At 56.6% G+C, this 15,961-nt stretch carries 10 protein-coding genes; 8 read left to right on the forward strand and 2 right to left on the reverse strand.

Going from position 1 to position 15,961, the window contains the following annotated elements; genetic code table 11:
- Positions 1–141 precede the first annotated feature (141 nt).
- From LKE90_RS06120 to LKE90_RS06155, 8 genes are all read left to right on the forward strand, one after another.
- Positions 142–2,388: a TonB-dependent receptor gene (locus LKE90_RS06120; RefSeq protein ID WP_291492474.1), complete on the forward strand. Its 2,247-nt coding sequence runs from the start codon at positions 142–144 to the stop codon at positions 2,386–2,388.
- Positions 2,389–2,479: 91 nt separating this feature from the next.
- Positions 2,480–3,412 (forward strand): sugar phosphate isomerase/epimerase family protein, encoded by a 933-nt coding sequence (locus tag LKE90_RS06125; protein WP_291492475.1) that lies wholly within the window; start codon positions 2,480–2,482, stop codon positions 3,410–3,412.
- A gap of 68 nt (positions 3,413–3,480) precedes the next feature.
- Positions 3,481–5,148: a GMC oxidoreductase gene (locus tag LKE90_RS06130; protein WP_291492476.1), complete on the forward strand. Its 1,668-nt coding sequence runs from the start codon at positions 3,481–3,483 to the stop codon at positions 5,146–5,148.
- Positions 5,149–5,191: 43 nt separating this feature from the next.
- Complete coding sequence (locus LKE90_RS06135; protein WP_291492478.1) at positions 5,192–6,586, forward strand: MFS transporter; 1,395 nt, start codon at positions 5,192–5,194, stop codon at positions 6,584–6,586.
- A 156-nt stretch (positions 6,587–6,742) separates the two neighbouring features.
- The gene (locus LKE90_RS06140; RefSeq protein WP_291492480.1) at positions 6,743–8,950 is read left to right on the forward strand and encodes a glycosyltransferase N-terminal domain-containing protein; all 2,208 of its coding nucleotides are present in this window, start codon (positions 6,743–6,745) and stop codon (positions 8,948–8,950) included.
- 14 nt (positions 8,951–8,964) lie between these two features.
- The gene (gene lpxK, locus LKE90_RS06145) at positions 8,965–9,963 is read left to right on the forward strand and encodes a tetraacyldisaccharide 4'-kinase (RefSeq protein ID WP_407066078.1); all 999 of its coding nucleotides are present in this window, start codon (positions 8,965–8,967) and stop codon (positions 9,961–9,963) included.
- Complete coding sequence (locus tag LKE90_RS06150) at positions 9,960–10,916, forward strand: lysophospholipid acyltransferase family protein (protein WP_291492484.1); 957 nt, start codon at positions 9,960–9,962, stop codon at positions 10,914–10,916. The genes lpxK and LKE90_RS06150 overlap by 4 nt, the downstream gene beginning before the upstream one ends.
- A gap of 259 nt (positions 10,917–11,175) precedes the next feature.
- Positions 11,176–11,541: a hypothetical protein gene (locus LKE90_RS06155; protein ID WP_291492486.1), complete on the forward strand. Its 366-nt coding sequence runs from the start codon at positions 11,176–11,178 to the stop codon at positions 11,539–11,541.
- Positions 11,542–11,805: 264 nt separating this feature from the next.
- Here LKE90_RS06155 and LKE90_RS06160 read toward each other — a convergent pair whose 3' ends face one another.
- On the reverse strand, positions 11,806–14,232 hold the full coding sequence (locus tag LKE90_RS06160) for a TonB-dependent receptor (protein WP_291492488.1): 2,427 nt from the start codon (positions 14,230–14,232) through the stop codon (positions 11,806–11,808).
- Between the two features lie 262 nt (positions 14,233–14,494).
- Positions 14,495–15,958, reverse strand: a complete 1,464-nt coding sequence (locus LKE90_RS06165; RefSeq protein ID WP_291501012.1) for a penicillin-binding protein activator — start codon at positions 15,956–15,958, stop codon at positions 14,495–14,497.
- Positions 15,959–15,961 lie beyond the last annotated feature (3 nt).

A 15,961-nucleotide genomic window follows, 5' to 3' on the forward strand; every position in this document is an offset into this window, starting at 1 on the left:
ACAACCGGGTGCCATAACGATTCCGGAACGAAATGGCTGATATGGGAACTCTTGAGTTTTCCTGCTGCGGGGTAATCTACGATGACGTATAAGAGGTGTTCTGTCGGCACAGCGACGTTCCTTGTCCTGCTGTGCTGTTCAGTGAGTCCAATTTCTGTTCTGTCCGCATCGGCCGAAACGGTTCAGGCCGCAAAGCCCGGCCGTCTTCACGCCGCGAATTCAAGCAAGCGGCATCAGCCCACATCCCCGGCTCCACGCAAGGTGGCCGGTGGAAAACGGCCTTCTTCTGCGGCGGAATTAGGTGTTCAGGGGCAGTTGGAGACGGTCAACGTGACCGCTGAACATCGGGTCGGAACGACTTCAAAAACGCCGATCGCAATGAGCGTCTATGGACGAGAGCAGATCAAATCGCAAAACGTCCATGACCTTGCATCGCTATCTGCAATCGCTCCAGATGTCAGTCTGGCTGCGTCTGGAAATCAGAGCATAATTACCGTGAGAGGCATTTCCAGCCGCGATACGTCCGAAGTCGGAGATCCGGCGGTTTCCGTTAATATAGATGGCTTTTATCTCAACAGAACCTACGCGCTGAATTCCACTCTGTTCGATATGGAGAGAATAGAAGTTCTGCGAGGCCCCCAAGGCACGCTTAACGGACGCAATGCGGTCGGCGGCGCGATCAATATCGTCACGGCAAAACCAAAAAAGAAATTCGAAAGTGAGGTTGCTCTCACATATGGAAATTACGACACGCTGATTTTCGACGGGATGGTCAACGTTCCCATTACCGACAAGGTTCAGGCTCGTGTCGCCTTTACATCCCGTTCGCACGAAGGATACCGGGTCACACCACCCAACGGACGTGGCGACGACGAGGATGCGAAATCAGGGCGTATCGAACTGGCGTTTCAGCCGACCGAGCATCTGGATGGGCTTCTGGAATTCCAGATGACGCATCAGGGCGGCTATGGGCAGGGTATCGAACTCATTCCGTTTTCCTACAATGCCGACGGTTCTGTCAGTCATGAAAAACCCAAGATAAATTCGCACAAGTTTGACAATCCCTCCCCATCGGGACTCGACATGCTTGAGCGCACCCTGCGGTGGACCTGGACCTATCATCTCAATCCCTTCGATATCAGTTATATCGGCGGATACGACGCCATGCGAATGAAGCAGGCGAGAAACTACGGCGGCCCGTCCAATTCCCCCCCTTTCGCATCTATCGATACCTGGAACGCCAACGAGAGTCCCAGAACACAAAATCAGGAAATCCGTTTTGCGTCACATAATGGCGGGCGTGTGACATGGCAGGCTGGCGCCTATTATTTTGAAGAAGATAACAGCCTGTTCAGTTACGACGGCACACCGACAAGCTATTCCAACAATACACGACTGAATGGTTATCAGTATGACGTAACATCCCGGTCCCTGTCCGGGTATGGCAATGTTAAGGTCAAGCTCATAGACGGCCTCTCGATCTCCGGCGGCGTACGCTACAATTGGGACACCAAGGATCGCGTCGGCGCGATCCAGAGCGCCAACGAGCTTGCGCCCCCTTTCACGTTCAGTTCGACTCAGCAGAATGCGAACGCCTCATGGACCAAGGCAACGTGGCATGCCGGTGCGGAATGGCAGTTCAAGCCGACTGAACTTCTCTATTTCAAGGCTGATACAGGTTACAAGCCTGGCGGATTTACCGAGATCAACGCCTACGGTCCAGAAACGGTCCTTGCCTATGAAGGCGGGCTAAAGAGCGTGCTCTGGCACAATCGACTGCACGTCGATATGGACGGCTTTTACGAGACATATACCGGCCAGCAGGTTACGCAGCTTGTGAGCACAACCTATGGAGCAGCGGAACGCATCATCAATGCTGGCAGCAGCAAGGTCTATGGCGCGGAACTCAACGTCAACGCAGCTCTGCCTTATATCGGAACAATCGGGCTGTTTGGTCAGTGGCTTCATGCCCGTTTCACGAATTTCCAGGCGGAGACGAACGGGGTCAACGTCCAGTACGCTGGAAACGCACTTCCGCAAGCTCCTGATTATACGCTTGGTTTGTCGCTTGACCGGAGGTTCGCGATACCAACCGGACGCCTCGCATTCCATGTCCAGTCGAAGATGACATCTCCCAGTTATCTGATGTTCTATAACTACAACAACGAAAAGCAGGGGTATTACAGCATGACCAATGTCAATGTTGATTATATTCCGCAATTCGCTGGTGCCGATCGATATGCAAAATGGAAAGTTGGTTTCTATGTAAGAAACCTTGAAAATTCAACCGTATTTGTAACGGCTGACGAGAATACGTTCGGCGGCTACTACCGGTATGGATACATGCCGCCTCGGACATACGGTTTTAATATTGATGCGACGTTCTGAACGGAAGCTGGTGTTCCATTCTCTGGGGAGACGGTCAAAGCGTGCTCCCTACGATCTCACATATGTTGGGTTCAAGAAATAAGGCTGAATTATGCAGTTTGGAGTCGATCTGATCACATTCTACAACCCCGTTTACTGGGGCGTAGAATGTGCGGCCGAAATCATCAACGTCGCAACGGCAGATCCGTCGGCGTTCTGGAGACGGATTTTTGCGGCCATTCAAGCTGGTGGGGCGCGTGAGGTCGAACTCACATTCGCTCCGTTTGACTGGCGCTCGTTGCTTCAGGCTTTCAGATCGATCACCAACATCCGAAAGGAATTGGAAACGTACGGATTGACCATCATTTCTTCGTATTGCGTAGATCTTGAACGTGTCGACCCCTATGGCGGGCAGGATCTACCAACCGATTTGATCCGGGAAATTGGCGAGGCAGCGAATTTTCTGGCGCAACTGAGCGGCGGCGCCATCGTGGCGAGCCTGCCTATGCGCCGCACCTACGGTGTGACGCCATCTGGTTTCGTCGATATGGCGACTGCGCTGCCGATCGCGGATTTTCTTAACCGGATTGGAATGGCTACGGCGGCGGAAGGGATCGACTTCGCACTGCATACCGAGGCGCATACGATGTTCTGTGCGCCGAGGGATATCGATCTCTTCCTGCTACTGACCGATCCCCGTTATGTGTATTTCTGCCCGGACTCTGCACATATTTTTCTGGAAGGGGGCGATCCGGCGACCATAGTGAGCCGATATCGGGAAAGGGTAAGACTTTCGCACTGGAAAGACGCAACGGCTCCAATGCCGCGGGACACGCCGATCGACAAGAAAATCCACGAACGTCATCGTGACTATTTTAGTGAACTTGGCCAGGGGAAAATCGATTTTCAGGCGCTTGCCGTCGCCACCGCTCAGTTACCCCATCCAAGACCGATCATTCTGGAACTGGATGCGTCGCCCGCACCTGTGCCGACCATCACAGATGGATGTCGTTTTGCAGCTCATGTCCTGCAGGACGCTCCTTGAGCGACGCAATTGCATGATGAGCATGACAGAACATTTCGCAGTTTCAGACAAAAAAAGCAGATTACCCGATGAACGATAAAATCTACGACGCCGTGGTGGTTGGCTCCGGTGCCGCCGGCAGTTTCGCGGCCAAGACGTTGACCGAACAGGGCCTGACGGTCATGCTTCTGGAAGCAGGTCGGGCCGTCGACCAGAAAGACTTCGACGCGGCTGAAACTCAGGCAGCGAAGGCAAATGACAACCAGTTGTGGCCCCGTATCCGCGCAACTCTGGCCGGACAACCACTTCAGGCCCGCGTCGCTTTTTTCAATGAAAAACTCAAAGGATTCTTCGTCAAGGATTGGGTCCATCCCTACAAAGCTTCAAGAAAAGCACCGTATCTATGGCTTCGCGGACGGCAGGTCGGCGGGCGTCTCCATGTGTTCGGACGCGTATTGTTCCGGTGGACCGACGCGGATTTCAAAGGGCACGAACGCGATGGTCAGGGCGTCGACTGGCCTATTTCATATGCCGATATCGAGCCTTACTACGGCAAGGTGGAACGCTTCCTGAAACTGCATGGAAATGTCGACAAACTCGCCTCCGCGCCTGACGGCTGTTACGATCAGCCCGCCATGTTGACGGCGGAGGAAGTCGCCTTCGGAGAAAAAGTCAGCGCACGGTGGAAGAACCGTCATGTCACATCATGGCGATATGTCCCGGCGGAAGCCAACCCGCTACCGGTCGCTTTGCGCGCAGCGCTGGCCACCGGTCGCCTGAAGCTTCGTCCCGATGCGGTCGTGACACAGATTCTGGTCGATCCACAGACAAACAAGACGACCGGTGTCGAATATGCCGATCGGCAGACAAAGCAGCGGCATGTCGTCAAGGCGAAGTCGGTCGTCCTTTGCGCATCGGTAATTGAATCCATCCGGTTGCTCCTGAACTCGACGTCCCAATACTTTCCGCGCGGCGTGGGCAACAGTTCCGGTCTGGTTGGCCATTATTTCATGGATCAGTGCGTCAGTATCGTTTCAGGGAGTGTTCCGGCAGCGACGCAACCTGTCTCGGCACAGGCTCTGCCCCACCACCCGTTCTACGGCATCACCGGAGGCTTCTACATCCCCCGCTACAGGAACCGGGACAACGACGTGTCAAACGCGTTTGCGCGTGGATACACATTTCAGGGATCAATCGGGCGTCGCGGAAGGCACGCTGGTCGCGTCGATATATCGGTGATGGGTTTCGGCGAAATGCTGCCCTATTTCGACAATTTCGTCAGCCTCGATCCCAGACGCCAAGATCGATGGGGAGTGCCGATCCCCCGAATTCAGTGTGCGCTGCACCAGAATGAGCGTGCGATGCTGACCGCGCAGGCCACCGAGTGTGCCGATATGATCGAGGCCGCTGGCGGGCAGGTCGATGTCGAAGCTTCGATGCTACAGGTCAAGGAACGCGGGCGTGGCCTGTTCCCCGAAGCGGGGCGGATTTCCCGCGCGGTCATTCGCTGGATGTTCCCCCGGACGCTGGTGATGGGAGCCGCCATTCATGAGAGCGGCGGAGCGAGGATGGGTGGTGATCCCCGCAATTCGGTCCTCAATCAATATAATCAGTCGTGGGACGTGCCAAATCTCTTTGTGACCGATGCGAGCAGTTTCCCCACCGGCGGGAGTCTGGGAACGACCCTGACCGTCATGGCGCTGACTGTCCGCGCCTGTGAGTATCTTGCCACTGAATTGAAGGCTGGCCATCTGTAAGGACGGCGAACGATCTTCTCCGAAACGCTTTGGGAGCAACGGGATGAGAAGTGCGGAAATTGGCGCGCGGCGTCAGGAGGCTGCGCCCGAACGGATCGGCTGGCTGGAAAACATAGCCTATGGAAGCGGCGATCTCTCATCGAATCTCATGTGGGGCATGAGTTCCTCCTATCTCATGTATTACTACACGGATCTGGTGGGTCTGCTGCCCGCTGAACTGTCGATACTGCTTCTTGTCGCGCGTGTGTTCGATGCGCTCGCGGACCCTCTCGTCGGATATTTCATCGACATCACGCGAGGGCGTTTCGTGCTCAGCATGATGAAGATATTCGCTATTCCTTTCGGTATTTTCTCATTCCTGTGTTTCGTCCCCGCACCCGGCGGCCACACCGCGCAACTGGCGTGGGCGTACGTGACTTACATTGCGTTTGGACTGGTTTATTCCGCCGTCAATACGCCCTACGGCGCGGCGGGCAACATGATCGCAGTCACGATACAGAACCGTGTCCGTCTCAATTCATTTCGGATGATGGGATGCAATATCGGTCAATTCGCGATTTCCGCGCTGACATTGCCGCTGGTTGGAATGCTGGCGACGTCTGATTCCCTGCCGGGCCGACGTATGGGTTTCAGTTTCTACATGGCGGGGTTGTCGATCAGCGGAGCGCTGCTGTGGATATTCACGGCACGGGTCTGCCGGCTGCGTCAGCAGCTACCGGCTGAAACCCACACGATCATGACGCTGCTCAAGTCGCTCGCACGAAACCGCCTCTGGCATATCTGCAATATCATGGTGTTTCTGAAATTCATCAGTTTCTCATCCTACAGCGCTTTCGCATTGTATTTTGCCCGAATTGTTCTGGGACGTGATGCCCAGTTCGGAGGCGTGATCCTGACGGTTGCGATGTTCATGAGTTTCGCGGGCGCGATCTTCACTCCCGCCTTCAGCGCACGCTTTACCCAGCGCGGCACATTCCTCCTCATGCTTGCCATTCAGGTTGTGGCGTTCTCCGTGGCTGCCATTAGCAGTGCCAGCATACCGGCCTTCATGATCGCATTCGCAGTCGGGACATTCGCCTTTGGAATTGCGGACCCGCTCTATTACACGACTTTGGCTTCCGCCATTGATTACGGCGTTTCGACCACGGGAATCCGGGCCGCCGGTCTGGCCTATTCATTGAATTCTTTGGTGACAAAAGTATCGCAGGGCCTTGCCGGGTTCATGCTGGCCGAGTTTCTGGTCTGGGGACATTACACGACCGATCATCGGCTGACCGACGCCAGCCTGTCGTCATGGATCACCATGGGATTCATCGGGCTCCCCGTGATCGCCGCTCTTTTCGGATTTGGCATGATCTGGCTCTTCCCCCGCGATTCTTATCTGCATCAGATCACGGAACCAGTGGACTTGGCCCACAGCGCGCCACCAGTTCAGTAGAATGACGATTGAAGCGAATTATACAGCAGCAGGACAATGGGTTGAAGCTTGTCATAACGGGTCGCGACGGAACGGAACCATTCAATTCTGCTGAAGCAACCATAGCATCAGAAGTTCGATGGAAGCCGTAACGGCGCAGAGACGTTTTCAGGAACGATGCCGACGGAACGGTATCTGTCGCGCCGTCCAGCCTATCTCCCTTGTCTTATGCCCGCCTTTCCCGCCTCCCCCTCTCCATGCTACCCCCGCAGCATGCAGGCCGGTTCCGCACCCTCCTCCAGCACGGTTTCCGCCAGTCTGGGCCAGCGTTTCCTTGAGGCAACCATTCGTGGCTGGCTCGGCTTCGCCCTGCGCACGACCCGCTGGCGCTTTGAGGCCACTCCGGAAGCCAGAGCGCTTTTGCTACAGGAGCGCGGTGACGGGACGCAACCAGGGCTGCTCGTCGCTTTCTGGCATGAGGCGCTCGCCCTTTCCCCCGCGCTGTGGTGGTGGACGGAGCCGCGCAATCCTTCCATGCGACTGCATGTCCTGATCAGCCGTAACAATGACGGACGACTGATCGCCCGGATTGTCACGCCATGGCGAATTCCGCCAATCCACGGCTCGTCCGACAAGAAGGGCAAGAACAAGGGCGGAGCCGCGGCTCTCCGTCAGATCCGTCAGGCTTTGGTGATGGGGCATACTGTCGCCGTCATGCCGGATGGCCCGAAAGGACCACGCCGTATCGTGCAGCCGGGTATTCTCGCGCTTGCTGAAAAAACCGGCATCCCCATCCTGCCGGTTGGCGTGCAGTGCACCTGTCTGCATGCGCCTTCATGGGACCGGATGATCATCCCGCTGCCATTTGGTCGCGGGCGCATCGTCTGCGGCACACCTGTTTCCGTGGAACCGGGAAATCGTGACACAGCCAGCCAGACACTCACTCTTCGCTTGACCACTGTTCAGGATGAGGCCGGAATGCAGGCCGAAGCCTACCTCGACACGCTCGCCTCCATGCCGGAGCAGGCTGTCGTGAATGGGACTGTTGGTACGCCGACCACACCGCGAAAACCATCATCTATCAGTCCTCCCATACTCTGGTCGCTGCTGACTTCCCTGCTCGCTCCCGGCCTGATTGCCATGCTTCGGATACGGGTACGGCGCGGCAAGGAAATCCGTGACCGCACCAGAGAACGTCTCGGCTTCGCCGCGATGCGCCGTCCCGATGGACCGCTTCTCTGGGTGCACGCGGCCAGTGTCGGTGAAACCCTCTCCATCATTCCGGTAATCCGGGCCATTCTGGAAAAACCCTCGGCACCAACACTTCTTGTCACGACCGGCACCGTCACCGCCGCCGCAACGCTGGCGCGGGAACTGCCTGACGCCATGCGGACAGGACGGGTTCTGCACAGTTTCGTTCCGCTCGATGTGCCACGGTGGGTCAAGCGCTTTCTCCGCCACTGGAGACCGGACGGACTGGTCCTGACCGAGAGTGAGTTGTGGCCGAACATGATCGCGGCCTGTAACGCGACGGAACTGCCGATCATGCTGCTGAACGGTCGGCTGTCCCGCACAGCACTCACGGGATGGCGCAAACTGCCCCGCATGGCGGAAAACATGATGGGCGCGCTGTCATGGATTGCAGCCCGTTCGCCGGAAGACGCCGCCCGTTTCCGGATGATGGGAGCAACGAGCGTGTTCTGTGACGGTGATCTGAAAACAGCGGCCCCGCCTCTTGTCGCGGATGTCGCCGTGCTGGACACCGCTCGCAGGGCTATAGGCAGACGCCCCGTATGGGTCGCGGCTTCGACTCATCCCGGTGAAGAAACGCAGATTCTTGAAACTGCGAAAATTCTGAGAGTTACTCACCCCGATCTGCTGACAATCATCGCCCCCCGTCACCCCGAACGGGGCGTTGCCATTGCCGAAGAAGTAAAGGCCGCTTTCCCATCCGCCGGCCAGCCTCCCCGTCGCGCGCAAGGTCAGTGGCCGGATACGGCAGATCCCGTGTGGATTGTCGATACACTTGGGGAACTCGGCACCCTGTTCCGCCTGTCCCATATCGTTTTCATGGGAAACAGCCTGATTGCTCCTGACAGTGCGATAACAGGCGGCGGACATAATCCGCTTGAACCGGCCCGGCTGGGATGCGCGATCATGACAGGCCCGGCGATCGCCAATTTCGAGGAGACCTTCGCCACTCTTGAGGAGGCCGTGATCGTGGTCCACTCCGCTCAGGATCTGGCAAGCACAGTCAAAACCCTGCTTGACGATCCGACGAGAGCAGCGGCACTCGGTCAGGCAGGAGAGCGGGTTGCTACCCGTGACCAGACTCTACCGTCCCGGCTGGCGGACCTCATCTACCGGACCTGCGGCTACCCATGACCGGATTTTTTCGTCTGAATGCGCCAGCTTTCTGGTTTCGCCCGCCCGGTCTGCTGAGCGGTCTGCTGAATCCTCTGGCGGTCATTGTTGGGCTGGTGGCAACAGGGCGCAGACGACGCTCCGGCTGGCGTGCGTCGGTTCCCGTGCTGTGCGTGGGCAACCTCACGGTGGGCGGAACCGGTAAAACCACGACTGTACTTGATCTTGTTCACCGCCTGCATCAACGGGGCGTAGCGGTTCACTGCCTGACACGCGGCTACCGTGGACAGGCAGTAAAGGGACAGACTCCGCTGCGGGTCAATCCTGCCCGCCACACTGCCGAGGATGTCGGCGATGAGCCTCTCCTCCTTGCCGCTGCCGCCCCCTGCTGGGTCGGCCCCGACCGTGCCGCTTCAGCCCGTGCCGCCATCGCAGCCGGAGCCACCTTCCTGATCATGGATGATGGTTTCCAGAATCCCGGGTTGCACAAGGATTTCTCCTTCGTTCTGGTCGATGGCGCAGTCGGGTTCGGCAATCAGCGGGTCCTCCCTGCCGGGCCGTTGCGCGAGCCGCTCGACACAGGACTGGCTGCCGCGAACGCCATTGTCATCACGGGGCAGGATTTATGCGGCGTTGAGAAAAACCTTTCGGACAGAGTTCGTTATCCGATCCTGAAAGCGGGCCTGAGGATGGAACAGTCCATCGCGACATTACGCCACGAAAAGGTCATCGCTTTTGCTGGTCTCGCCCGTCCGGACAAATTCTTTGCCTGTCTGAACGAACAGGGCGTCGTTCCCGTGAAAGCCGTTCCCTTTCCTGATCATCATGTTTTCACCGCCACCGATCTTGCTCATCTGTCGAATCTCGCCGCACAATATTGTGCTAGGCTGGTCACCACACCCAAAGATGCGGCACGGCTTCCCGAAACCTTTTGTGAGAAAATCCTGATCGTGAATGTAGGGTTGGAATGGACCGACCCGGAGCAATTGGACTCAATCCTCGATCGTCTGACAGAACGGACGCGCCAGTTATGACTTCAGCTTCCTCAAACCATACCAGAGAAAATCCCGCATCGGTGTCGCGGCTCATGAAGCTGGAAGCGCTGACTGCCCGCAGCACGTTATGGTTTCTGCGGCGCTTCCGACCTGACACGTCTTCCAATATCGGAGGCAGATTGTGCGCGGGCATTGGTCCGCTGCTACCTGTCTCGAAAGTGGCCGATACCAACCTCCGCCTCGCCATGCCGGAACTGGACGACACCGAACGGAAACGCATCATCAGAGGAGTATGGGATAACCTTGGCCGTACCGTCGGAGAATTTCCGCATATCGCATCGCTGAAGGAAAACACGCCGGAAGGACCGGGTTTCGAAGTGACCGGCAAAGAGCATCTGCTGACCGCAGCCCGCAGTAATGGCCCGGTTCTTTTTGTCTCGGGCCATATCGGCAACTGGGAAATGCTCCCTCCGGGCGTTGCCAGATATGGTGCGGGTTTCGCCTCCTTTTATCGTGCCGCAGCCAACCCACTGGTCGATCGGATGATCCGTGACCTGCGTGACGCCGCGATGCCCGATCCACTTCCCCTGTTCGCAAAGGGCGCGAGGGGGGCCAGAGACGCGCTGAAATGGGTAGCGACCGGACATCGGCTTGGCATGCTGGTCGATCAGAAAATGAATGACGGTATTGAGACGCGGTTCTTCAATCGACCCGCCATGACAGCGCCCGCGCTGGCGGCGATGGCCCTGAAATTCCGCTGCACCGTTATCCCGGGTTATGTGCAACGTCTTGGACCGGCGCGGTTGCGGATCGTGGTGGAACCACCGATGCCTCTTCTGGACACCGGCAACCGGCAGAATGATGTCGCGACTTTGACGCAGGCCATCAATGACAGGCTGGAAGCGTGGATCCGGGCCCGGCCCGAAAGCTGGCTGTGGTTGCACCGACGCTGGTCGAAAGAGCTTTACGGGACGTCGAATCAATTCAAATAAGACGACGATTCTGATCGCAAAGACGTCTTTCCGCCTACAAAACGATCTTCTTTTGCACTTTATGCCTATTTTTTGTGCGTATATTATCCAAAAATGATTTTTTTTTATGCTTAAATTTTACCACACCTTATCGTTCTGTATCTTTTTGATCACAGTTTTCCAAACCTGCCTCTTCTGGAAGCGCTCCTCCCTCTTTCTCACTGGCGAGCCGAGAGAGAAGCCCATACCGTTTGCTCAGAACGTAGAGGAGAGATCAGGGATGTCCCAGGCAATGCAGACCGAACCGTCAGTGTTCCCTTCGAATGTTATCCCGTTTCGCATGGCCGTTATTCTACCGCGCCATCGCGAATATCTCGGCCGCTGGCTTGAAGCCGGCAAGCGTATGGGACTCTGCGATGCAGAAATCTGCATCGACGATGAAGCGACATTCGCAGACTCGGAGCAGGCTCTGATCTGGGTCCGTGAGAACGCAAGCCCTGCTTACGTCGTCCATCCGGAAGGCACACACTGGGTTGTCGTTGACGCTCTTCGCGGCAACGTCCTCAGCCACGAGAATTCCTTTGAAATGGCGCTCGACTTCATCCGTCCGGCCCTTCCTCTACAGGGCTCCGTCGCAGCGGCCTGACCCTGATTTCATGTCTCGCCACTGCAAGCGTGAATTCTGACATTTACTGCTTGGTCGTCACCGGCCCATCGTGGGAACGAACACTCCGATACAGGCTGAAAGCCATCGCAGAGATGTACACCACTCATCCAATCTGAAAAATAAACGCCTGCCAACGATATATCGGCAAGCGGCTTGTCTCTCTTCAACCTGTAAGTCTCTGGGCTGACGGGACCATCTTCATACAGGCATGAAGCTGGTCCCGTCCGGCAGATAGTGAGCGGATCAGTAATTGGCCGAGACAGAAAACAGGAATGTCCGACCGACGGCAGGCACGGCACGATCGCTGAACAGATTGGCATAGTTCAGACGGTTGGCGAGATTGTAGCCGTTCATGGCTATACGCCAGTGATTGTTCAGGAACGAGTGAGACACCACGGCGCTCCAGTCCAGATTCGCAGGGACCCGCGCTGTATTTCCCGCGTTCAGCCAAACACCCTCACGCCAGGTCGGCCCACCACCAAACATCAGGTTCCAGGGCTTACCCGGTGCGACTGTGTAAGTTGTCCAGAGAGTCGCAGAGTTTTTCGGGACATAGAGAACGTGCTTGCCCACATTGCTCGCAGTCGTGGACCATGTGGTCGTCGCATCGTAATAGGCATATGTCCCGATAAGCTGCCAGTTTTTCATGATTTCACCAGAGACGCCAAGTTCCACGCCCTGATTACGCTGGCGGTCACTGGAGGCTATCACAGAGCTGTTGCTGTCGCTCCCAAGGATTGCGTTCGACTTCTCAAGGCGGAAAGCTGATACGGTAAAGCCGACACGCCCCTTAAATGCGTTATATTTAGCGCCAATTTCGTAAAGACGACTGCGCTCTGGATGCATTTTCGAGCCATTGACGGTCATCGGCTCACTGCTGTTCGTTACATACAGCCCCAGAGGCGTGGTGGACTCCGACCAGTTGAAATACACCATCGCGTTGTCGGTCGGCGTGTACATCAGGCTGACATTGGGATTGAACGTATCCTGCTGCTGATGCAGCCGTGTGTCGGCAGTTGTTGCGCCGTCAGTCGCGGCATAATGGCTGTTCCAGTGATCCCACCGGAAACCGGCCTTGATCGAAAACCATGGAACAAGCCAGACCTGATCAGAGAAGAATGCACCGACATCCGTTGCATCGCCTGTCTTGTAGAGTTTGTTCCCTACGCCATTGGGAATATTCACCAGATTTTTCTGATACTGTCCCAGCCCACCGAGCAGCAGACCCGGCTGCACCATCGAGGGATTGATCATGCTGGTCGTATCAGTGCGCGTGCCGTTCTGGCCATTGAAATTGTAGGCATAATTCTTGCGGCGGTCGTACACATGCATCACATCAATGCCGGCTATAATCTGGTGCCTGACAGAACCGGTATTGAATTTGGCAAGAGTGGACAAAACGTTTTGAACAGACCAGTCATCCTGCTGATAGGGCTCAGGCCCACCCAGATGACCACGTCTGTTGATCATGGCCGCTGACGGGTTGGTAAAGAAATTTTTCGCACAGGTCGTGTCGCATCCGGGCTGCGATGCTGAATAGTAACGGCTGTACAGGCCGCCTTTAAGATCATTGAACACCGTAATATGGTCATTGAATTCATGCTTGAGCCGCGCCGTCAGCATGTCGGTCGATGAATCGTCCTTGTCGTAGGTCGTACCATACCAGTTCTTACGATTCAGTCCGTATTCAGTCGCAGGTTTTCCAACCGTGGCGCCCGGACGCGTGATAACAGGGACGCCGTAATCAGGCATCCGGTCATCGCTCTGGTGAAAATATTCGAGCGTAAACGTCGTTTTGGTGCCAAGGCCAAACCCGATGGACGGAGCCAGTCCCCAACGGTGTGAATACACATTATTCCGGCCGACAGTATCGTTTTCATTGCCCATACCGGTAATACGGATGGCCGTATGCTCACCGATCTGCTGGTTCAGATCGAGGGTGCCACGATAATAAGCCCCGGAACCGCCCGAAAAGTTACCGCCGTAATTGTTCCCCAGATGGGCAACCTTGGTCGTGACGTTGATCGCGCCACCCGTCGTGCCGTTACCAAAGACTTCGGAGGACGGTCCCTTGATGACCGTCACATGATCATAATCGAAGCTGTCGCGGCTATAGACGCCAAAATCGCGCAAACCGTTCTGGTAAATATCATTCTGCGCCTGAAATCCGCGGATCAGAAACTGGTCTCCGCTCATGCCGCCCTCACCCTCACCTACGGATGCGGTAATACCGGGCACGTTCCGAAGCGCTTCTTCAAGAGACTTGACGTTCTGCTGCTCCATCAGGACTTTCGGCACGACGTTCACCGTCTGCGGCGTATGCAGGACATCCTGAGGCATACGGCCAAAGCCCATATCCTGCGTCAGAACATTCATACTACGACCACGCACCAGAATATTTTCTGAATGCGGTCCTGTTTCCAGAATTTTCGCGCCCGTATTCACCGCATGGGCGCTTGTGTTTGTAGCGGTCGCCCCTCCAGCGCCAGAAGCCTGCAGCGGCACGTTCTGCGTTGATACGGGTTTGTGTATCGCCACTCGGGAGTGGGCATGGCGTGTTTTCACCGTTCCAGCATCAGCGGCCTGTGGATGAAAAGCTGAACAGGCCAGAGTCAATCCGGCTGTGAGCGGTGTGGGCCGCAATGTATGGCGGATGAAACGATTCGTCATAATTCCTACATCTCGTGGCATAAGATGTCATCGCTATGTCGTAAATGCGATTGGCTCGCAATATCATCACACGATATTGTTACATTTCGTAATTATCGGAAACTGCTTCTTTCGGCTTGATCTCAGCCGTCGTGCTTTGCGGAATGTCTCTCAACATTTTGTAATAAAACGAAAAGACACTTTCTTTCTGAGCCGAACATAAAAAAAGCCGCCTCCCAAAAAAAAGAGAGACGGCTCGAAACGATTCAGATCAGGGATTGTGTCAGGAAGCGCCGGGAGCCGGAGCCGCAGACTTGTGGGCAGGAAGAATACGGGCACCACCGCCAGACTGAATTTCGAAAATCCCCAGTCTGCGTACAGTCTGACCGTCTCCAGTCAGCGTAAAAGCGCCATCAACACCGGAAAATCCCTGAGGCTGCGTGAGCAGATCGACCGGATATCCTCTTCCGCCGGTTGCGGTGTAGACCGACTGCGCCAGCGTGCCTGCATCGTATGACAGGTCAGCCAGCGGCTTGGGAACGCGGTGATTCTGGGCCGAAAACTGCTGCACGAACAGTGTACGGGCCGCAGGATCCGGCGCTGCATACCAGGCTCCGGCTACAGCTCCCAGCTTTCCAGCGAAGGCCCCCCACAGACCCGGCCCCATGAGACGGACATCACTGGAACAAACCTGATTGGCCTTGAGTGCATCAATCACGTTTTTCAGAGCCAGCCCCGTATCGGCCAGAAGGAGGGCATCGAACGGAGGAGCCGACAAGGTTGAAGAAGATGTATCGGAAGGCGTCGCTTTTGCAGCCTGCTCTGGAGGAGAGGCTTTTGGGTCACCCGGAGACTGGGCGTCAGCTTTCACACTTGCCTTCGAAGCTGACGACAGGGCTGCCGCCAGATCCTCGGGCAGGTCCTGCGCAGGCCCTGTCGTCTGGCCGGATGCTGTTGCGACCCGGCTGTCATAGGCGCTCAGAGTGGCCAGTCCGCTTCGGATCGCTTCAGAGCCGCCGGCATGATAGACGACCAGTGGGTCTGCAAGACTACCTTCACGACAGGAGCGCACGAGTGCGTCGCCCATAGCGTGACCCAGCGGTGTGTCAGGCAGAAAAGCCGCAAAGTGATGGCGGCCTTCCTGCCTTGCAGCATCGACGAGACGCGAAACCTGCTGTTGCGGCGTAATGCCGAACACCCAGACCCCGAGACGGGCCTGCGCCAGATCACTGGTGAAGGCAATAACCGGAATACCGGCGCGCAGAGCCATTGGGCTGATGGACGCCGTATCAACGCTGGTCAGAGGCCCAAGAACGATACCATCCCCGGATGCAATAGCTGCCTGCATGGCCTGCGCAGCGCCGCCTGCCCGCGCCGTATCATGGATGTCGAGCTTGGGGGGAGGCAGTGTCCCGCTCTGCTTTGACAGCGCCAGTTTTGCGGCAGCCAGCATTTCATTGCCGAGCACCCCGTTCGCTCCGGTCAGAGGCAGCAGCACCCCGACATTCGGAGCCGACACGGTTTGATCGCTCCCAGCAAGCCCTCCCGGACCGCTGGTGCCCCCCGAACTACAGGCAGCGAGCGCCAGAAGCGCCACGCCCGAAAGGTGACGCGCAAGGTTTCGGCTGGTATGCCGCAGAATACTGCGCGTTACGTTCCTCTTGCCGACAGGCCGCATCGTAACGTCACAACCATGTATTTTAGTATCAGCCGCCTCTCGCGACAGGAACCTGCATGTCCGATCCATCGT

The organism is Acetobacter sp. (genome assembly GCF_022483985.1).
Taxonomy (GTDB): domain Bacteria; phylum Pseudomonadota; class Alphaproteobacteria; order Acetobacterales; family Acetobacteraceae; genus Acetobacter.